The following is a 19,552-nucleotide window of genomic DNA, read 5'->3' as shown; positions in this document are numbered from 1 at the left end:
CCATCTCTTCATGAGAAGGCTGGCGGAACGAGAATCCGCCATTATGGCGACAGGATTAGCGGACAAAGCTTGCGCGAGGATGCCCTTATCTCAAGGCGAATGTCTAAGGACGAACGGCTTCACATTGATTTAAAACCCGGATTGGACCCGGGAAAACACCAGATTGGCAAAAATCGAAATTTGAGAACCGACAAAGGGAGCGGAAATGCCGATCGTCACCATGATCGCAACGATTTTCGGGACGAATGTGAGGGTCATTTCCTGGATCTGGGTCAATGCCTGAATCAAGGCGACCACGACGCCGACGATCATCGCCGCCAGAACGGCTGGCCCCGAGGCAATCAGCACGGTCCATACAGCGGTGCGCATAATATCGAGTGCATCAGCTTCATTCATGGGCATTCCTCCAGCGACATCATGCCGCCCGACACGACTCAATTGATAAAGCAAAATTCCTCAAATCCCAATCGATTTGAGGAATTTCACAGTCGTTAAAGCCTTTTGCATTTTCCATCTCGACCGGTTACGCCGAAATGGAAATGACCGATCAGGAGCCGCTTGAGAAGTTGACGCCGGTCTGAAGCTCTACTGTGCCACCGCTGCTGGTGGTGAGTGTTACGGCGTCGTCGGCGACCTTGACGTTGGAGACAACACCCGTCGTTTCGCCGTCCGAGCTTGTCACCGTCTTGCCGACAATATCACCGGCCCGTGTCAAGGCTTCCGCCTGCAACATGCTGCGCAGCAAGGTATTGGTCTTGATGGATTGCTCGACCTGCGAATAAGTTGCAAGCTGAGATACCTGCTCCGTGGCAGACATCGGATCCGTCGGGTCCTGGTTCTGCAACTGCGCGATCAGAAGCTGAAGGAAGCTGTTATAGTCCATGGATGCGTCTGCCGCGTCCGAGTTGGCGGATGCGTTGGCGAACGGATTGGTATAAGTCGCCGAGCTCGAAGAAGACGAGGAACTCGTAGACGTCGCAGAGCTCGTTGCTTCTACCGCCATGGTGCGATCTCCTTGCGGATCTGTTCGATGGTTGCCGGTGCCATTTCCTGGTTGTTCAGGATTCTATCCTCGAGCGGATAAAGACCGCGAATGGCCTTCAACGCATCGAAGGCGCGCCCTGATACCACCTGGGCGTCGATCCGCTTCAATTCAGCCAGGATCTCGTCATCATGGAAGCAGGAGAGCAACATCACGATCGACTTGCGGAACATGGTCAGCGTCTGTTCCTTGCCTTCCGGATTGATGAGAATCATCTGGGCGATGAAATAGAGCTGGCGTAGCGGGGTATTGGCGTCTTCCGGCTGGAGCACATGGTTTTCCAGCAGAAAGGTCACATCGTTCAAGAATTCGAGGGCAACCTTCCGATCGACGCGCAAAACGGCACCATTGATAAAGATTCGTTCCCCGGATTTCAGCGAGATTCGCAAGGTGCTCTTCATTTAAGTCCATCCCTGATGATGGTGGTTACATCGATTATGCCTTGGTAATTGTCGGATTCCCGCTTTCTGATGCGGTCACATTCCTTCAATATCCAAAGGGCAATTGAAATGAGATTGGCTCGAAGTTCCGTGCCAAGCTGGTTGTCCGGCTGCTTGAGATCCTCAATGAAGCGGATCCAGACGCGGCGCGTGTAGTAAAGAGCCTCAATGCCTTCACGACCGTATTTTCCGGCAGTCCTGGCCTGGCTCAGCAAGTCTATCGATCTGTCGAGAACCTGGCGCTCACGCTCCTTAGCGTCGGCAACCCCATCCTCCATAATCTCATTGTAGGAAAACTGGTACATCTAGATTTCCTCTACTCCACCCCACCCTTGATCATCAAAGGTAATCCACAAGGCTGAGCTTCTGCAAGCGTGCGGTCAAGGTGTATGACGTCTCGACCAAAGATTGCAGGTTGTTCAAACGGGTCGATGCTTCATAGGCATCCACACCGGTCAAATCGTTTAATTGGTTTTCAATAATGTCCTTCTGGGACGTTAAAGAATCGTTTGCATTGGTGACCCGTTCCTGGGAAAGGCCCAATTGTGTGCGCTCGTCATTGATGCCGGAAACGGCAAGACCGGAATATTCGATCGCCTTGGAGATCATCGCATTGCGGGTTTCGGTCGAGTAATTGCCATTCAGCATTTCGCTGCCGATCACCGAAACAAGGCCCGTATAGCGAAAGCCATCGGAGTTGGCGCTGGATGAGCTTTGAATAACTTCGTTTTTGCTGATCCGGCTCGTCATTGTCTCATCGGTGGCCGCCGACCAGTTGTCCGTCCAGTCCGCCCCGTCAAAGGATGGCTCAAGGACGTTCTCCATGAAATCGTCCATCTGGTCAGCGCTGATGCCACTGACGCCATCATCGTCAGGCGACATGCCGAAATATCCGGAAAACAGATTGTCGAAATTCTGCTTGGCGTCCGTTTCATTATCGTCGTCATCGATATAGTAGTAATCGGTGATCGGCTTCACGTCGGTATTGATGCCAGAAAACAGATATTCACCGTTCACAGAGGTATTTGCGGCGTCAATGAAGCTGTCCATTGCGCTTTTCATGGTCTTTTGCGCGGAGTCCAGGGTCGTACTGTCAGTGCTGGTACCAAGACCAACCAGCGTCGATTGCATTGTTGTTGCTGCCGATGCAATCGTATCCAACGCCGTCTGAGATGCATCAAGACGGGTCGAGACGATGGAATTGGTGTCCATCAGTGACTGCAAGCGCAGAGAATCCCGATTGAGATCCACGGCTGAAGAGGTCTTGGCGCCAAGTTCTGTTCCGACATCTGCGTATTTGCCGGTCGTCACTTCTGTCTGAGCATCCGTCATCTGCTTTTGCGCATCACTGATCGTGAGACGCATGGCGTTCTGGATGGTAAGACTGGATATGCTCGATGTCTTCATGGCTTATGCGATCTCCAAGAGGGATTTCAGCATCTCATCGACAGCGTTCATCAGCTTGGTCGAAGCCTTGTAGGATTGCTCGATATCAAGCATCTTCGACAGTTCTTCATCGAGATTGACGCCGGTCTTGTTCTGATAGGCTTCCGTGGCCCGCTGCGACAAGGCGGATTTGGTTTCATTGGCTGAATCAGCCGTCGAACGATAGCTTTCGAGCCAGCCGACGGAGTTCGAGGCATAGTCGAGGACATTGGAGGTGTCACCGAGACCTGCCGATGAATCGAAGTCTCTTTCATCTTCGAAACCTGTGACAAGGTCGTCGAGCAATTCCGAATAACTGACACCTTCCGTTGTATTCCAGGTGTAATTCGAGCCATTGGCGCCGCCATCGCGCAAAAGCGTCGGATCACCATCTTCCGCGGTCACGTAAGCGCTGTTGACCTTGAATGATTCCGAAATCCCGGAAACAAGCGTTCCATCTTCCGGCGTCGTTCCCTCTTCCCATGTGAAGAGGCCCGGCATGTCATTGTCTTTAGTCGATTCTTCCGTTTCCGAAAACATCTTGATCAGCGACCGTGAGGTCTCGTCCAACTGCTGCTGCATCTGCGGCGCAATCGAATCGCGGATCTGTAGATTGGCGGCAATCGATCCTTCCGCCGTGGTGTTTCCACCCGTACCAGCCTTGACGGGAACGCCATCGATATAGACCGAGTTGCCCTCGGTCGAAGCACCGTAAGCGCCGGTCGAGTCGAATGTCACCGTTCTCGGCTGCTTGTCGAACAACACGGTGCCATCATTGGTGTAGAGCGCCATGTCGTTGTTATCGCGCTTGACCGACGATACACCGACAATCTTCGAGATATCCGAGACGAGTTTGTCGCGCTGGTCGAGGGCGTCGTTGGGATCGTTCCCTGTCGCCGTCGCCTTGACCACAGACTGATTGACGGTTTCAAACTGCGACAGAAGATCGTTGAGCTTGTTGACATCGTCCTTGATGGCGTCGTCGGCCTGGGCCCGGACGTTACTGATGCCCTCGGCCGTATTGTTAATCGAGGTGGCGACATCCTGGGCGGCGCTGACCGCCGTTTCCGCCAGGGACAATTCGCTGGGCTGCGCGGCATAGGATTGCATCGCATCCCGCAGCTTGTTGATATAGGTCGACGGTGACGATTCGTAGTCGTTACCGCCGAGAAGTGCCTTCAACTGGTCCAGACCGGTATTGAGCGTATCCTGCCCTTCCGCCTGGGACTGCCCTGAAAGCATCTGCTTTTGCAAGACAGCATCCTCGGAGCGGGTCGTAACGACCTGCGCTCCTCCGGTGCTGGTCGAAATAGTGGCAGCGTCACGCTTGACGTAACCTTCCGTCTGGGAGTTGGCAATATTCTTCGACAGAGCCTGCGACTGGACGCCGGTATTGCCGAGAGAAGTTGTCGCCGTATTCATCGTTGACGAAAGAGACATGACACTGCCTTTAAAAGAATAGGATTACCGCTTCAGACTGATCAGCGTATCCAGCATATCCGCCGCAGTCTGGAACACCTTGGAATTGGCGCTATAGCTGCGTTGGGACTGGATCATGTTGGTCAGTTCCGTCGCGAGATCGACATTGGAACTTTCAAGCGTCTTGGAATTAATGCTGCCGAAGCTGCCTGTATTGGCAAAGCCAACCACGACCGTGCCAGCATCGGCCGTGACCTGATAGGCCGTACCGTTTACCGATTTCATATTGTCGGGGCTGGCAACCGTGGCCAGCGCCACCTTGTAAAGATTGGCGGTCGAGCCATCCTGATAGGTCGCAACGATATTGCCGCTGCTGTTGACCGTGACGGAGGATGCCGCGCTGGCGCCATTGCCATCGACGTCGCCAGTCGAGGAATTGGCGCTGTTCAACTGGGTCATGTCCGACATATCCACCTCGATCGTCTGAGGCGAACTGGTCGTGCTGTCGGTAAAGGTAAATGTCCCGCCGCTGGAGACCGCCCCATCGGAATCGAAGGTCAGGGTCGTGCTGCCGAGAACACCATTGGTATAGGGGAAATTGGTCTCGTCAGTTGCCTCGCTGGTGCGGAAGATATCCGCCTGCCATTCGTTGTCGGCGGTCTTGGTATAGTAGATGTCATACTGGTTGGCATTGCCAAGGCTGTCATAGGCCACCATGGAACTCTTGAAGGTCCATGTGGCGCTGGCGCTGTTGCTGGAGGGCAGATCGCTGGTCACGGTATCAGAACCGGACTTCAGGTTACCGTCGATCACTGCATTGGTCGTAGCATTGGCCGAAATGCTGCTGTCCTGAATCTTGACGGGTTCGAGACCTTCAAAACCGTTGATAACAGAGGCCGGCTCGCCATTTTCGTAGGAATAGCCCAGCAGGGTGTAGCCGGCCGAATTGACCATATACCCATTCTCGTCGGCCTGGAAATCGCCAGCTCGCGTTAGGAAAACGCTGCCCGCTTCGTCCTGAACGACGAAATAGCCATCGCCCTTGATCGCCAGATCGGTTTCCGACGTGCTCGACTGATAAGAGCCTTCCTCGGAAATGCTGTTGACCGTGGTCGTTTGCACGCCGCCGGAATTATAGGTTCCACTGCCCGAGGAACCGACAACCAGGCTGGAAAATGCGGTTGATACCCGCTTGTAGCCTGTCGTATCCGAGTTTGCGACGTTGTCGCCGACCGTGCTCAGCTTGCTGGCCTGGGCCTGCAAACCGGATACGGCTGTATTCATGCTGCCTGAAAGGCTCATACCACGTCCCCATTCGATCGTCGTGTGAGAAGATTATGAAGTGGGCCTTGCGTGAAGCTGTTTGAAAAAACGCTTAAGAGCACATTTGGCTGCAAGGCCCTGAGAATCTGGCGGCATGGCCGCCAGATTGTTATTTCCAATCAATACAATATCCAAGAAACCGCTTGGAATCGACAGGATCGACACCAAGCTTCTTGCGCAGTTTCTTGCGCAGCTTGCTGATATGGCTTTCGACCACGTTCTCTTCGACTTCCTCGTCGAAGATGCCGTAGATCGCATTGAAGATCTGAGACTTGGACACCCGCCGACCGCGATTGGCGACTAGATATTCCAGAATGCGGCGCTCGCGGCGCGGCAAGGGGAAAATCTCTCCACCGATCTCGGGATCGCGGCCATCCGAATAGACGCGGATCGCGCCGATTTCGGTATAGTTGGCCACAGCCTTCAGGCGCCGCCGAATGGCCGCAGCTCTCGCCAGGATTTCCCGAGGGTGGACCGGCTTGCGCACCACGTCATCCACGCCACTGTCAAACAGGGCAAGTGTTGCTTCCAACGATGGCTGGTCACTGACCGCAATCACAGGAGCCGTCGTACGATCCCGGATGGCCCGAGGCAGATCGCCTGTGCGATCTCCCTGACCAAGCAGAAACGCTTCCACGGCTGCAACATCGCTATCGGCTGCCGAGGCAACCCATTCACCAAATTCGATCGGGTCAAACCCGGTCGAAGGTATTCCTTCACGTCCAAATAAAGACGTGTATCCATTCTTAACGAGCTCGCGCTCATCAACCACTACGATCATTCGTCCGCCTCCGAATCAGTGTGGTGTTTCAACACAACAATGGGTACGAATCGGGGGCTAAAACGACAACTGTAGAAAGTTAATGATAGTTATTAATAGTTGATTAAGATTTTAGGGGTGATTTGACCTACATCTTGTGTCACCACCGTTGAACACATACTATTTTTCTGTTCAAAAGGTTAACAAAACGCTTGCAAAGCCGCGCGCACATGAAAAAATTATTCGATGCTAATGTGGGCAAGATCAGGGCAGGCAATCAACCAAAAATTGTTTTTGCTGACAGAACGGCATTGTGATCTCTGACAGAGAAGCCATCATTTCAGACGTTCCAGGTTGTTATTGCTGACAAAATTGCCGCGCATTCGCGGTCCAGTTGCCGTATCCGGTTGCAACGAGGTTGGCAATGACCCTGCAAACATAGCGTTTTTGCGCTGGATCGTTGTTAGGACCTGCATGATAGCGCGCAACTGCCATTGTCCAGGTTTCGTGTCTTCCATGCAACGCGACCAGGAATTTTGCGGCGTATTCGACGTTCCGTTTCGGGTCGAACATCTCTTCCAGCGAGTGGAAATTCTCGTGATGGAAATAGTGGTTGATCTGCATGCAACCAATATCGATCAATTTCGCGCCCTGCTGCTTGGCCAGCGCGAAGGTTTGCATGGCATCTGTCATGGAGTCGGGGAACAGCGCCTTGCCCTCGACATTGAGAGCGTAAGGCTGAAGTGACCCTTTGCGTCCGGTTTCCGTTAGGCCGACCGAATAGAGGATCCCTTCGGGTATGCCATATTTGGCCGCAGCATTGCTTATTTCTCGCTCGCATAATCCCGCTGAAGCCGAAGCATGGCCTTCGTTACAGGTAAAGCTGACCGCTGCCGCCAGAAGCATTACCGCCGGTGCCCACCGTCGCAGTACGTGCCGCGTCATCGACTGGACCTCCGGATGTCTGTCCATACACATCAAAAACCGGCTGCGCTTGTGAGCGGTTGCCGCCCTGGCTGGAACTACCGCCACCCTGCTGCATGCTTTGCTGGTTGCTGCTCTGGCTCTGGGAATTGGTCTGGTTGTCATTATTGGGCTTTTCAGTGCTGGCTATGCTGATCTGGACGTTGTCAACGGAGAAGCCATGGCTTTTCAGCGCCGCTACAAGGCCGTTCTGGTCTTCGTTCAACTTTCGATAAGCCGCGCTATTTTCAACAACCAGGCTGACCGTCAATTCGCCATTTGTCAGCTTCAATGTCGCCGTGACGCTTCCCAGATTTTCCGGCGTCATCTTCAATTTCAGCGTGTTCATCGTTCGATCGGTGCTGATCTGTTCGCTGGCGCTAAGCTTATCGGAAGCATGACTGTGCATGGCCTGCGCCCAGGAACTGTCACCAGCCATGGATGCGGCAATATTGGCGCCATTGCTTGTGTTGACCGGGGCAATAATGCGTCGGCTGTCAAGCACGCTGACATTCTGCAATGGATCGATACCTGTCGTTGCTGGCTGGCTCGCGGTGTCATCGGCAGGCGACGCCGAGGCATCACTGCTGGTAACCAGATGCAGCGCATCCGCAGCACTGCTATCCTTGACTGTTTCCTTGGTCGCCGGTGAAACGGCATCCTGCTGTCCCGACTGCCCGGACTTGGCCTGCTTGGCAAAATCAATCTCTGGGGTGCCCTGGCCGATCTTAGCCGTCTTGCCATCCTGCGACGCAACCTGGCCGGCGACAGCGGTCAATGCCGTATCTCCGTTACCGGTCGTGGTCTCTGCTGTTGCCTGGCTGCCTGCCTGGCGGGCAGCTTGCTGCAATTGTCCGGCGCTCAAATCGCCCAACAATGTCAAGGCGTCCTGCGCACCCGTCGCTGCATTTTGCGCTGCGGCAGTGTCTTTGGTATCGTCAGCGGCAGGCTTTGCCGTCTTTGAACTGTCCTTGGTCTGGGTTTTCGTGCCGCCTGGTATTTCTGCCTGAGTAGCCGCCGCCATAGCAGCCTCGTCATCGGTCGCTGTCGGCTTCAGGGCTGCCAGGGCCGCAAGCAAAGGTGCACTGTTTTCCTGCCGGCCCTTGACGGCAATCTTACCGGTATCACCTTCAGCGCCTTCAGTCTCGGCGGCGAGCCCTTCCTCCGCAGTTACTCCTGCATTAGCAGCCTCAGTCGCCGCCGCATCCTGCTGGGTCAGGGCAGCAACAAGCTTTGCGAGCATCCGGCTCTCATCAGTCTTCTCCCCGGAGGAAGACGCTGTCTCTGTTTGCCCTTGTGTCTGGCCCTCAGCTTGGGCTTGGGCTTGGGCTTGGGTTTGAGTCTTGGTCTGGCTTGCCAAAGCCTTGGCAATCAGTGCAGCAGCCTTGGAATCGCCAGCAGCTATCGGCGCATTGCCGACGGTTTGCGACGATGCTTTGCCGTCATCGCTGGCGCCAGTGGCTTCATCATCAGCCACACTCCCCTGCTCCGCCTGGGCCGACTGTTCCTGATGTGCTGTAGCAGATGTCGCTGTGGACGTGGTTGATTTGGTCGATGACGATAAAGCAGCAGTCGAACGGGTCTGCGTCTGGTCCTGATCCACAGGAGCATCATCGTCGTCTGCTTTCTGCTCCTGCGCTTGGCTACGGTCCGCCGTATCGGCCAGAGCGTCTAGAAAACCCTTGCCCGCGCCCTTGCCTTGATCGGCACGGCTGCTGCTATAGGCTGGTGAAGCGGCAGAACCTGCTGTAATAGTGGCATCGATCATTTCGTTACGCCCTCCCCCTTCAACATTTTATCTATTTCTTCAAGCTTAGATCGGCCGCCGCTCATGAATGTCTGGAATTCCGGATCAGGCTTTTGCTTTGCATCTGCCGAGGCCGGATTGACCGGCGCCGTGCCAACGCCCGTAACCGGTGGCGCGTTGGCCTTGGTATTGGCCGGCATGCCAGGGTCCTGCTGATCGGAAACATCGGCCGCACCCCCTGGGGCAGACTCGTTCCCCGATGGAGGCGGTGTGTTTGGCGAAGCCGATGGGTTTTGCGGCGCGGTTGGCAAGGTGATGATCTCCTGAGCAACAGCTCTGGCTGCTTCCAGCAAGGCGTTATCGGAGGCTGACAGTTGATCTTTTGGCAATTGCGAGATGGTGCTGAGTGCGTTTTTGACGTCAGTGGTCGAAATCAACGCCGCGCCGCCATAAAGCAGCGCCTGAGGATCGTTTTTATCTGGCAAGCCCGCCAGGCTTTGTGCCTGACTGGAGGCAAGACTGGCCAAAGCCTGATTGCCATTGATCGTCGCGCGGCGCGCAATGCGCAGATAGACTTCGCGTTGACGATCCGTGTCCATGGTCGCCAATGTCGCCAGAATATCGTTCTTATCCAGCTCCGCGAAATGATCGACAACCAATTGCACCAGGAGATCGGCAAATTGACTGGCATAGGGCGAATAGAGAAAGCGGCGGGCATAGCGATTGGCATAGGCCATGGCGCGACCATTCTGGCCGGTATCCATGGCGATCTGGAAGGACCGCCGCAGGGCCGCTTCCTCAACGATGGTGCCTGGCGCCACAAGGCGGGCGATATCGAAGAATTTAAGGGCCCCAGCCGGATCTTTCACCAGGGTGACATTCCCAGCCACCAACGCGATATAAGGCCCGACCCGACCGTTCTGATAGAGCGGTACCATCTCGCCAAGCGAGCTTGCCACCAGCACGCCTTTGCCACTCAAGTATTTTCTCAACATATCGCTGACGCGGTTGTCGAAATGACCATCAACGTCGCGGGCAACGAGATAATCCAGCGTCGCCGGATTACCCCCGCTCATCGTGTAGATCAGCGCCGCATCGACATTGCGCGGGTCTTCGAAATCCGAAGACACCGCAGTCCGCAGCCGCTTGTCGATCCGGGTCAGAAGAAAACGCTGCATGTCCGCAGCCGAATGGTCACCGCGAACGACTGAGTCCTGTACAAATTGCAAAGAGCGCAACATCAGATAAGGCGGCAGGTTATCACTGTCGCCGCCACCTGCGGGAACGCTGGTGGCAGGCCCGGTTGCACCGGTCGCAGGAGCCTGGCCCGGCGCGTTGCTTGCTGGAGCTGGGCCTGCCGCATATGCCTGACCCGCACAGGCAACAGGGCTGCCGACAGCCAGGGTCAGCAGCACGCCATAGAAGGCGAAGCTGGAAAATCCAGATCTGGCACCCAGGGATCTGCGCGCGGTCATCACCTTACTTCTGGTCTCCCTGAACAAGGATTTCGATCCGCCGGTTTGCAGCGGCCAACGGGTCCTCCGGCTTCAACAGCCGGCGATCGGCAAAGCCGGACACCTGGGTAATACGGTTTTGTGCGAGCCCGCCGCGCACCAGCATGTAGTAGGCCGAATGGGCGCGTGACATCGAGAGGCCCCAATTGTCGTTATCAGGGCCTTTATATTGGCGTGCGTCGGTGTGGCCCCTGATAACCACGGCACCCTGGCGATCGGCCAACAACTTGCCGATCTTTTCCATCGCCAACACCATTTCCTTGCGAGGCACGGCCGAGCCGACATCGAACATCGGGGCCTGGGACTGGTCGGTCAGTGTTATCAGCAGTCCACCTTCAGCCGGCTGCACAATCAACCCCTCGGCCAATTTACCCGCTACACCACCGATTTCGGAGGCGATCTGCTGCTTAAGCTGTTCCGCCTGCTGTGTCTGATCGCTATCGGCCGATGCATTCTGCTCTTCACGGGCAACCTGCTTGGGATCAGGACGCGCCTTGGGAACGGCAATGGCTACCTGCTGACCGTCGATTTCGACCTGCGGCTTTGCCTCAGGCTGAGACTTCGATGGGGGATTGCCCTGCGCTCCATCCGGTGCGGCTGCGGCCGCCGCCGCAGAAGCCTGCTGATCGACCGGTTTTTGCGCGAATGGATCAGGCTTTGCCGCCTCGGCCACAGTTTGCTGCTCGCCAGGCTTGGCTTTACCCGGCGTACCCTGCGCCGTCTGCATCTGCTGGCTCCAGAAATCCGGATCGAACGGGTCGCGGTAAGCCTCACCGCCCGACGCGCCAGTGGACGGGCCGGATTCACTGGCTCCGCCTTCACCCTTGGCGCTGACATTGGCTTGCTGACCAACTTCCTGGGCAATTTCGGCCAGGACGGAATAGGGATTTTCGAACAGGTCCGCTTCCGAATAGACTGGCTTATCACCCGAGGTCGAGGTCATATCCTCGCCGGTCGCCGCCGCCTTGCCGAGCGTTTCTTCCTCGGCCTTGATTTTCGAGCGTTCTTTGCTTTCCTCGCCTTCGGCCTGATCGACCGGCTTTTTGACGCCCTTCTCGGTTGGCTTTTCATCGGCTAGCTTGATCGGATTGAAATAGCTGGCAACCGAAGCGGTCGTCTTCTCATTGGCGGCATTGACCAGCCACATGACCAGGAAGAAGGCCATCATCGCTGTCATGAAGTCGGCATAGGCAATCTTCCAGGCGCCGCCATGGGCGCCATCGTGATCGCCGCCGCCATGCCGCTTGATAACGATGATCTCGTTCTTGCCGTGGTGGTGATTTTCAGCGTCGCTCATGCCAGAACTTTCTTCAGACTGGCCGTCCAGGCGGAAATCCGGGTGACCAATGCCGCGCCACCGACGTCGACCGTCAGGTCAAGATCATCGGCCTCGACATGTTTAAGCAACAGGTCTTGACCTTCCATGAGGTCGGCAAGTTGCTTGAACAGCGCGGCAGGTCCGGTAACGGTAATCTGCCCTGCCGCTCCCTCCAGGACAGCGGCCTTCAACAGGCCGGAAATATCCTCCAGGGCCTTGTCGACAAGCAGATCCGATAGCAGGGGCGCCAATGTCTCGACCGTCTGGCTACCCACAATGCGCGACAGGTCCGAGGCGATCTGCTGAAGCCCGTCTGCAATCACCCGCGCCAGCTCCGCCTGATGCTTTTCCGTCAGTTCCTGAAGTGCGTCGGCATGGGCTTTTTCGAGAATGCTGAGCGCTTCGGCGTGACGTTCATCCGCCGCCTTGCCCGCCGCGTCCTGGCCTTCCGCATAAGCTTCCTGCCGCTCTTTTTCCACATCCACCGGATCTGGCTGAGGGAGCTCAAGCATCGGCATATCCGGAAACATCAACGCGTCATCGTTGAAACTCACAGGCTCCGCCACCATCGGCGCTGGCCGAGGTGCAGAGAAATCCTTCAGATAATGAGCGAGCGGCATCGTCATGTCATTTTCTCCCGGACCTTACGGCCCTTATCGTCGAGACCGCGCCTATGGCGTTATCGACGCACAATACCTTCGGCCGGGTAAGGCCCAAAGCTTAAATCATCAACCTGATGCCCGGGATCATTTTCAGGACCCTTTCAGGACATGCAGGATGTCACAGGCGGCCCGATCTCCCGCATGACGGCAAACGCAAACACCTGTTTCATGATGTCGAAGCTAGGCGGCCAAACTTGCGCGAGGATTTTCTCAAGGCGGTCAGGCGTGCCGATTGGCACTCACCCTGCATAATTTACTGAAATTGGGCAGGTTTAGGACGAAAATGCCCCGGCGGATTTTGCAGTTATATCGGCTGCATCTCCTGAAAATATGTTGGACCGCGCCAGGGCAGTTGCGCGGTCCAACGATTCCACCAGATGCCGATGACCGGCGGCACGGCAGAAAACGAAAATTGTAACTCCGGCCCGTTGTCGAAAAACTACTTGAAGAGCGTCAGGATGTTTTCGGCATTGGTATTGGCAATCGACAGCGCCTGGATGCCAAGTTGCTGCTGCGTTTGCAGTGCCTTGATCTTGGTGGATTCCTCGTTCATATCTGCATCCACCAGACGTCCGACGCCCTTGTCGATCGTATCGCTGAGGTTTTTAACGAACGTATCCTGGGATTCGATACGGCTGCTGATCGCACCCAAGGTCGAAGCAGAATCGGTCAGATCCTGAAGCATTTTGTCGACGGCCGAAATCATGCCATCGAGATCGTCGTTGGACATGTCGGTGGTCAGGGTGATTTCGGTGCCGGTGGCAGGCGTCACCGAATCCGCGTCCAGCAGGTAATAGGTGCCTGTCGTGGTGGTCGTACCGTATGCCCAGGTCGCAGTCGTGGTCCGTGTCAGGATGCCGTTTTCAGCATTCTGAGTATCGATCAGGGTCGATTCGGACGTGTTGAACTTCAATGTGGTAACCGACACCGTACCATCGCTGGCGCGGTTGAAGGAGGCGACCATTTCCTTGGTGGTGGGAGGATTGGTCGATTCGTTATACAACCAGTTTTCGCCGGAGAATGAAGCGGATTCGGCAATGGAGGCGAGCTGGTTCTTCAGCTCGTTGATTTCCTGGTTGATCTTGTCCTTGTCCACGCCCGGTTCGCGCGCCGCAACCAGTTTGGACTTGATGGAGCTGAGCACGTCAATACTGGAATCCAGACCAGTATAAGCGGTATCTGCTTTTGAAGCAGCAAGCCCCAGAGCATCCTGAACCGTGGAAAGCGCTTTGTTATCCGAGCGCATCGTGGTCGCAATCGACCAATAGGCGGCATTATCCTTGGCGCTGTCGACTTTGTAACCGGACGAAATTCTATTCTGCGTCGTCTCCATGTTCTGGTCGATGCCACGGAGGGTCTGCAAAGCCGCCATAGCGGAGGTATTGGTCATAATGCTGGTCATAGAGTGCCCCATGAAGGTGAAGGGACATGCCGGATTTATGGAAGACACCGGCAACGCTGGTCTGCATCATGCACGTCGGCTACGCTCTTGCCCTGGTAGCCAACCCAACGTTGTTAACAGATTATTAACCCTGAATTAGTTAACAAATGGTTAACTCAGGTATCAAAGTTTTAATAGGTCTAAACGAATTCCTAATTTTTTCAAGACCAAAGAAAAACGCGCATGAAAAAAGCCGCAGCGGGTGCTGCGGCTTTGATAAGCATCGTGGGTCCAACACATCGGGCAAGAACCATTTTCGGTCTCCCAACGGCAGTCGCCTCTGGCGTTCTGAGAACTCCAAGCCATTGTTGCGGCTTGGAGTTTTATACTTTTTGAGAATAAAGGCGTAAGCGCCTTCAAGCCCCGTATTATTTGAACAGCGACAACACGTTTTCGGAGTTGGAGTTGGCAATCGACAGGGACTGGATGCCAAGCTGCTGCTGCGTCTGCAGCGCCTTCAGCTTTGTCGATTCCTCGTTCATGTCCGCATCCACCAAACGGCCCACACCCGTGTCGATCGTGTCGCTCAGGTCCTTGATGAAGCTATCCTGCAACTTCAGACGCGAAGTCGTCGCGCCGATGGTGGCAGCAGCATCCGTCATGTTCGAGAGCATCTTATCGACCGAGGCAACCATGCCGTCAATCTCGTCGTCCGTGGTGGACGAGGTCAGCGTCACTTCGTTGCTGGTCGCATCCCCTGCAACCGAGGAAATCAGGTAATAGGAAGCGGTTGTCGTCGTTGTACCATAGGCGTAAGTCGCAAGGGTGTCCTTGGTCAGCAGACCACCAGCAGCCGCCTCGTCATTGATCAGGATCGAGTTGGTCGTATCAAAGGAGATCGTCTTGATCGACACGTTGCCATCGGAACCACGAACGAAAGAGCCGACCATTTCCTGGGTCGTGCCAGTGGTTTCGCTGTTGTCATACAGCCAGTTCTCGCCATTGAACGACGCGGACTTGGCAACAGAACCCAGCTGGTTCTTCAGCTCGACCAATTCCTTGTTGATCTTTTCCTTGTCCACGCCTGGTTCGCGGGCAGCAACCAGCTTGGCCTTGATGTCGGTAACGACATCGATCGCCGATTCCATGCCGGTATAAGCCGTATCCGTCTTGGCAGCACCAAGGCCGATGGCGTCCTCAACGGCACCAAGCGCCTTGTTATCCGAACGCATGGTTGTGGCAATCGACCAATAGGCCGCGTTGTCAGATGCATTTTCAACCTTGTAGCCGGACGAAACTCTGTTCTGTGTCGAGTTCATGTCGTCGGAGATCGACCGCAGGGTCGAAAGTGCTGAAATCGCAGCGGTATTTGTCATCAAGCTCGTCATAAAGGTGCCCCTTGAGGTGATTGCTTTGGAAAGGGACAGGCCGGATTAAGACCGGCAACATTGGTCGGCTTCATGCCCGCCGGATCTCTATCTGCTGGTCCGGCCCAGTGCTTTCGTGAACACAGAAAACACCAGCATGGTTAACGAAACATAAATTTGAAAAAATATTAACCATACAGCGAGGAAGCTGTGCAGGCTTGCGCCTGCCATTCCCATCATAGGGAAATTTAATTTTCTTTATTTATCAATCACTTGAAATACAGTTTGGATTATTCCCACGATGAATGAAACTTCGTCATTCCCTGAACCAGCATAATCGATAAGACGTCCCCCAAGGTGCTTTTTGCTAACAGGATAAAAAAATAGCCGGGCTTTCGCCCGGCTATGCATTTGGTGATTCTCGACGTCCCTAGGCTTAACGGAACAGCGACAGCACGTTTTCGGAGCTGGAGTTGGCAATCGACAGGGACTGGATGCCAAGCTGCTGCTGCGTCTGCAGCGCCTTCAGCTTGGTCGATTCCTCGTTCATGTCCGCATCCACCAGACGGCCCACACCCGTGTCGATCGTGTCGCTCAGGTCCTTGATGAAGCTATCCTGCAACTTCAGACGCGAAGTCGTCGCACCGATGGTGGCAGCAGCATCCGTCATGCTGGACAACATCTTATCGACCGAGGCAACCATGCCGTCAATCTCGTCGTCGCTGGTCGTTGAGGTCAGCGTCACTTCGTTGCTGGTCGCATCCCCTGCAACCGAGGAAATCAGGTAATAGGAAGCGGTTGTCGTCGTTGTACCATAGGCGTAAGTCGCAAGGGTGTCCTTGGTCAGCAGACCACCAGCAGCCGCCTCATCATTGATCAGGATCGAGTTGGTCGTATCAAAGGAGATCGTCTTGATCGACACATTGCCATCGGAACCACGAACGAAAGAGCCGACCATTTCCTGGGTCGTGCCAGCGGTTTCGCTGTTGTCATACAGCCAGTTCTCGCCATTGAACGACGCGGACTTGGCAACAGAACCCAGCTGGTTCTTCAGCTCGGTCAGCTCCTTGTTGATCTTGTCCTTGTCCACGCCTGGTTCGCGGGCAGCAACCAGCTTGGCCTTGATGTCGGAGACGACATCGATAGCGGCTTCCATGCCGGTATAGGCCGTATCCGTCTTGGCAGCACCAAGGCCGATGGCGTCCTCAACAGCACCAAGCGCCTTGTTATCCGAACGCATTGTCGTGGCAATCGACCAATAGGCCGCGTTGTCAGACGCGCTCTCGACCTTATAACCGGAGGAAATCCGGCTCTGGGTGGTCTCCATATCGGAGCTGATCGACCGCAGCGTGGAAAGTGCTGAAATCGCAGCAGTGTTCGTCATAATACTTGTCATAGGCGTTGCCCCTTATGGAACTGGAAACGGAAGGGACATCCCGGGCTCCTTCCCGGCGAACGACGGCTCCGCTTCATGCCATTAATCTTTTTAAACAAGAGATTAATCCGTCGTTTTGATGTTTCTATTTAAAACGAGTTAGGTTAATTCTTGCTAAATCACGAGAAAAAATTATTCAAAAAATTTTATGAAATGATGATTCGTTTAACGATAGCCAGCAACCGGAATTCTATTCAAAAGTACGGCCATGGCCGAGGGCTTCATATGGCTGTTTGATCGGAATCAGGTGCAATCCAAAATCGTACAGCGGCACATTGCGGATCAGGAAAACAAAATAGCCGGGCTCATCACCCGGCTATAAAAGTGTCCATGCTGTGGAATTGGATCCTTAACGGAACAGCGACATAACATTCTCGGAGCTGGAGTTGGCAATCGACAGGGACTGGATGCCAAGCTGCTGCTGCGTCTGCAGCGCCTTCAGCTTGGTCGATTCCTCGTTCATGTCCGCATCCACCAGACGGCCCACACCCGTGTCGATCGTGTCGCTCAGGTCCTTGATGAAGCTATCCTGCAACTTCAGACGCGAAGTCGTCGCACCGATGGTGGCAGCAGCATCCGTCATGCTGGACAACATCTTATCGACCGAGGCAACCATGCCGTCAATCTCGTCGTCGCTGGTCGTTGAGGTCAGCGTCACTTCGTTGCTGGTCGCATCCCCTGCAACCGAGGAAATCAGGTAATAGGAAGCGGTTGTCGTCGTTGTACCATAGGCGTAAGTCGCAAGGGTGTCCTTGGTCAGCAAACCACCAGCAGCCGCCTCGTCATTGATCAGGATCGAGTTGGTCGTATCAAAGGAGATCGTCTTGATCGACACATTGCCATCGGAACCACGAACGAAAGAGCCGACCATTTCCTGGGTCGTACCAGTGGTATCGCTGTTGTCATAGAGCCAGTTCTCGCCATTGAACGACGCGGACTTGGCAACAGAACCCAGCTGGTTCTTCAGCTCAGCGAGTTCCTTGTTGATCTTTTCCTTGTCCACGCCTGGTTCGCGGGCAGCAACCAGCTTGGCCTTGATGTCGGAGACGACACTGATCGCCGATTCCATGCCGGTAGAGGCCGTATCCGTCTTGGCAGCACCAAGGCCGATGGCGTCCTCAACAGCACCAAGCGCCTTGTTATCCGAACGCATTGTCGTGGCAATCGACCAATAGGCCGCGTTGTCAGACGCGCTCTCGACCTTATAACCGGAGGAAATCCGGCTCTGGGTGGTCTCCATATCGGAGCTGATCGACCGCAGCGTGGAAAGTGCTGAAATCGCAGCAGTGTTCGTCATAATACTCGTCATAGGCCTTGCCCCTTGAATGACACATAGGAAGGGACATTCCGGGCTATTCCCGGTGAAATTCGGCTCGCCTCATGCGATTAACATTCAATTAACAGGTTAACCTGCCGATTTCGATAGCCTGTTTTAAATCAAATATAGTTAAAAATATCCTAATAAAGAATTTGTCGGTTAATTTAAATGAATCAATTCAAATTTTACTTAGTTAATACATAATTAATTTAACGGAAAATTAAAAAAGGCCGGACTTGGAGTCCGGCCTCTTCTCTTGATGTATCTATATTGCCTTTTAACGGAAGAGCGACAAGACATTCTCTGTGCTGGAGTTGGCAATTGACAGCGCCTGTATGCCAAGCTGCTGCTGCGTCTGCAGCGCCTTCAGCTTTGTCGATTCCTCGTTCATGTCCGCATCCACGAGCTTGCCGATACCGACATCGATCGTATCGCTGAGGTCTTTCGCAAAGCTGGACTGAGATTCGATCCGGCTCTTGGTCGCACCAATCGTAGCGGCAGCATCCGTCATGCTGGACAACATCTTATCGACCGAGGCAACCATGCCGTCAATCTCGTCGTCGCTGGTCGTTGAGGTCAGCGTCACTTCGTTGCTGGTCGCATCCCCTGCAACTGAGGAAATCAGGTAATAGGAAGCGGTTGTCGTCGTTGTACCATAGGCGTAAGTCGCAAGGGTGTCCTTGGTCAGCAGACCACCAGCAGCCGCCTCGTCATTGATCAGGATCGAGTTGGTCGTATCAAAGGAGATCGTCTTGATCGACACATTGCCATCGGAACCACGAACGAAAGAGCCGACCATTTCCTGGGTCGTGCCAGCGGTTTCGCTGTTGTCATACAGCCAGTTCTCGCCATTGAACGACGCGGACTTGGCAACAGAACCCAGCTGGTTCTTCAGCTCGGTCAGTTCCTTGTTGATCTTGTCCTTGTCCACGCCTGGTTCGCGGGCAGCAACCAGCTTGGCCTTGATGTCGGAGACGACATCGATAGCGGCTTCCATGCCGGTATAGGCCGTATCCGTCTTGGCAGCACCGACGCCGAGTGCGTCCTGCACCGCAGACATCGCTTTGTTGTCGGAGCGCATGGTTGTGGCAATCGACCAATAGGCCGCGTTGTCGGAGGCGTCCTTGACCTTGTAGCCGGACGAAATTGCGCTCTGCGTGTCCTCCATCTGCGTGCTGATCGAGCGCAGAGTGGAAAGTGCCGAAATGGCCGAATTGTTGGTCATGATGCTTGTCATCAGATCTGTCCCTGTGGTTACACAATACAAAAGAGGGACATGCCGGACTATATACCGGCAGAAGCGATCGACATCATGTCAATTAACTAGAGTTTGTTTAACTCGCCTCTAATCAGCACATAACCACGCACGGCTTTAAGGTTAGCTCAACAGGAGTGGTTAAAGAAACATGAACAACGCCAAAAACGCCCACGATGGGGC

18 protein-coding genes are annotated in these 19,552 nt (G+C 54.7%); all 18 read right to left on the bottom strand.

Going from position 1 to position 19,552, the window contains the following annotated elements:
- Window positions 1-129: 129 nt before the first annotated feature.
- Entirely contained in the window at window positions 130-396 is a 267-nt protein-coding gene (gene fliQ, locus G6L01_RS01320; protein WP_070163564.1) for a flagellar biosynthesis protein FliQ, read from the bottom strand.
- A gap of 151 nt (window positions 397-547) precedes the next feature.
- Entirely contained in the window at window positions 548-1,003 is a 456-nt protein-coding gene (flgD, locus tag G6L01_RS01315; protein ID WP_070163563.1) for a flagellar hook assembly protein FlgD, read from the bottom strand.
- Complete coding sequence (gene flbT, locus G6L01_RS01310; protein WP_070163562.1) at window positions 994-1,443, bottom strand: flagellar biosynthesis repressor FlbT; 450 nt, start codon at window positions 1,441-1,443, stop codon at window positions 994-996. The genes flgD and flbT overlap by 10 nt, the downstream gene beginning before the upstream one ends.
- Window positions 1,440-1,787 (bottom strand): flagellar biosynthesis regulator FlaF, encoded by a 348-nt coding sequence (gene flaF / locus G6L01_RS01305; RefSeq protein WP_060716418.1) that lies wholly within the window; start codon window positions 1,785-1,787, stop codon window positions 1,440-1,442. Before flaF ends, flbT begins: the two co-directional genes overlap by 4 nt.
- Before the next feature lie 34 nt (window positions 1,788-1,821).
- A complete protein-coding gene (locus tag G6L01_RS01300) occupies window positions 1,822-2,889 on the bottom strand; it encodes a flagellar hook-associated family protein (RefSeq protein ID WP_070163561.1) in 1,068 nt (355 codons plus the stop codon).
- Between the two features lie 3 nt (window positions 2,890-2,892).
- Window positions 2,893-4,347 (bottom strand): flagellar hook-associated protein FlgK, encoded by a 1,455-nt coding sequence (gene flgK, locus G6L01_RS01295; protein ID WP_070163560.1) that lies wholly within the window; start codon window positions 4,345-4,347, stop codon window positions 2,893-2,895.
- 24 nt (window positions 4,348-4,371) lie between these two features.
- Window positions 4,372-5,628, bottom strand: coding sequence for a flagellar hook protein FlgE (locus G6L01_RS01290; protein WP_070163559.1), 1,257 nt, complete (start codon window positions 5,626-5,628; stop codon window positions 4,372-4,374).
- Between the two features lie 130 nt (window positions 5,629-5,758).
- Window positions 5,759-6,430: a transcriptional activator Rem gene (gene rem, locus G6L01_RS01285; protein ID WP_015914964.1), complete on the bottom strand. Its 672-nt coding sequence runs from the start codon at window positions 6,428-6,430 to the stop codon at window positions 5,759-5,761.
- A gap of 336 nt (window positions 6,431-6,766) precedes the next feature.
- The gene (locus G6L01_RS01280; protein ID WP_070163558.1) at window positions 6,767-7,315 is read right to left on the bottom strand and encodes a transglycosylase SLT domain-containing protein; all 549 of its coding nucleotides are present in this window, start codon (window positions 7,313-7,315) and stop codon (window positions 6,767-6,769) included.
- Window positions 7,281-9,140, bottom strand: coding sequence for a flagellar hook-length control protein FliK (fliK, locus tag G6L01_RS01275; protein WP_070163557.1), 1,860 nt, complete (start codon window positions 9,138-9,140; stop codon window positions 7,281-7,283). The genes G6L01_RS01280 and fliK overlap by 35 nt, the downstream gene beginning before the upstream one ends.
- Window positions 9,137-10,594, bottom strand: a complete 1,458-nt coding sequence (gene motC / locus G6L01_RS01270; RefSeq protein ID WP_070163556.1) for a chemotaxis protein MotC — start codon at window positions 10,592-10,594, stop codon at window positions 9,137-9,139. The genes fliK and motC overlap by 4 nt, the downstream gene beginning before the upstream one ends.
- Before the next feature lie 4 nt (window positions 10,595-10,598).
- Window positions 10,599-11,930 (bottom strand): MotB family protein, encoded by a 1,332-nt coding sequence (locus G6L01_RS01265; protein WP_070163555.1) that lies wholly within the window; start codon window positions 11,928-11,930, stop codon window positions 10,599-10,601.
- Entirely contained in the window at window positions 11,927-12,577 is a 651-nt protein-coding gene (locus tag G6L01_RS01260) for a flotillin family protein (RefSeq protein ID WP_070163554.1), read from the bottom strand. The genes G6L01_RS01265 and G6L01_RS01260 overlap by 4 nt, the downstream gene beginning before the upstream one ends.
- Before the next feature lie 475 nt (window positions 12,578-13,052).
- Window positions 13,053-14,015 carry a flagellin N-terminal helical domain-containing protein gene (locus tag G6L01_RS01255; protein WP_070163553.1) on the bottom strand — a complete coding sequence of 321 codons (963 nt, stop codon included), beginning with the start codon at window positions 14,013-14,015 and terminating at the stop codon, window positions 13,053-13,055.
- Between the two features lie 407 nt (window positions 14,016-14,422).
- The gene (locus G6L01_RS01250; RefSeq protein ID WP_070163552.1) at window positions 14,423-15,382 is read right to left on the bottom strand and encodes a flagellin N-terminal helical domain-containing protein; all 960 of its coding nucleotides are present in this window, start codon (window positions 15,380-15,382) and stop codon (window positions 14,423-14,425) included.
- A gap of 415 nt (window positions 15,383-15,797) precedes the next feature.
- A complete protein-coding gene (locus G6L01_RS01245) occupies window positions 15,798-16,757 on the bottom strand; it encodes a flagellin N-terminal helical domain-containing protein (RefSeq protein ID WP_071207229.1) in 960 nt (319 codons plus the stop codon).
- Between the two features lie 388 nt (window positions 16,758-17,145).
- Window positions 17,146-18,105: a flagellin N-terminal helical domain-containing protein gene (locus tag G6L01_RS01240; protein ID WP_070163551.1), complete on the bottom strand. Its 960-nt coding sequence runs from the start codon at window positions 18,103-18,105 to the stop codon at window positions 17,146-17,148.
- Between the two features lie 286 nt (window positions 18,106-18,391).
- A complete protein-coding gene (locus G6L01_RS01235) occupies window positions 18,392-19,351 on the bottom strand; it encodes a flagellin N-terminal helical domain-containing protein (protein ID WP_070163550.1) in 960 nt (319 codons plus the stop codon).
- Between the last annotated feature and the right edge of the window lie 201 nt (window positions 19,352-19,552).

This window comes from Agrobacterium vitis (genome assembly GCF_013337045.2).
In the GTDB taxonomy this organism is placed as follows: domain Bacteria; phylum Pseudomonadota; class Alphaproteobacteria; order Rhizobiales; family Rhizobiaceae; genus Allorhizobium; species Allorhizobium vitis_B.
The sequence above is the reverse complement of the archived record's forward strand: the minus strand, read 5'-3'. Positions and strand labels throughout refer to the sequence as shown.

Bases quoted from the DNA above. Each gene is read 5' to 3' on its own strand.
- fliQ (WP_070163564.1), bottom strand. From the start codon at position 396: ATGAATGAAGCTGATGCACTCGATATTATGCGCACCGCTGTATGGACC.
- flgD (WP_070163563.1), bottom strand. From the start codon at position 1,003: ATGGCGGTAGAAGCAACGAGCTCTGCGACGTCTACGAGTTCCTCGTCT.
- flbT (WP_070163562.1), bottom strand. From the start codon at position 1,443: ATGAAGAGCACCTTGCGAATCTCGCTGAAATCCGGGGAACGAATCTTT.
- flaF (WP_060716418.1), bottom strand. From the start codon at position 1,787: ATGTACCAGTTTTCCTACAATGAGATTATGGAGGATGGGGTTGCCGAC.
- G6L01_RS01300 (WP_070163561.1), bottom strand. From the start codon at position 2,889: ATGAAGACATCGAGCATATCCAGTCTTACCATCCAGAACGCCATGCGT.
- flgK (WP_070163560.1), bottom strand. From the start codon at position 4,347: ATGTCTCTTTCGTCAACGATGAATACGGCGACAACTTCTCTCGGCAAT.
- G6L01_RS01290 (WP_070163559.1), bottom strand. From the start codon at position 5,628: ATGAGCCTTTCAGGCAGCATGAATACAGCCGTATCCGGTTTGCAGGCC.
- rem (WP_015914964.1), bottom strand. From the start codon at position 6,430: ATGATCGTAGTGGTTGATGAGCGCGAGCTCGTTAAGAATGGATACACG.
- G6L01_RS01280 (WP_070163558.1), bottom strand. From the start codon at position 7,315: ATGCTTCTGGCGGCAGCGGTCAGCTTTACCTGTAACGAAGGCCATGCT.
- fliK (WP_070163557.1), bottom strand. From the start codon at position 9,140: ATGATCGATGCCACTATTACAGCAGGTTCTGCCGCTTCACCAGCCTAT.
- motC (WP_070163556.1), bottom strand. From the start codon at position 10,594: ATGACCGCGCGCAGATCCCTGGGTGCCAGATCTGGATTTTCCAGCTTC.
- G6L01_RS01265 (WP_070163555.1), bottom strand. From the start codon at position 11,930: ATGAGCGACGCTGAAAATCACCACCACGGCAAGAACGAGATCATCGTT.
- G6L01_RS01260 (WP_070163554.1), bottom strand. From the start codon at position 12,577: ATGACGATGCCGCTCGCTCATTATCTGAAGGATTTCTCTGCACCTCGG.
- G6L01_RS01255 (WP_070163553.1), bottom strand. From the start codon at position 14,015: ATGACCAGCATTATGACCAATACCTCCGCTATGGCGGCTTTGCAGACC.
- G6L01_RS01250 (WP_070163552.1), bottom strand. From the start codon at position 15,382: ATGACGAGCTTGATGACAAATACCGCTGCGATTTCAGCACTTTCGACC.
- G6L01_RS01245 (WP_071207229.1), bottom strand. From the start codon at position 16,757: ATGACAAGTATTATGACGAACACTGCTGCGATTTCAGCACTTTCCACG.
- G6L01_RS01240 (WP_070163551.1), bottom strand. From the start codon at position 18,105: ATGACGAGTATTATGACGAACACTGCTGCGATTTCAGCACTTTCCACG.
- G6L01_RS01235 (WP_070163550.1), bottom strand. From the start codon at position 19,351: ATGACAAGCATCATGACCAACAATTCGGCCATTTCGGCACTTTCCACT.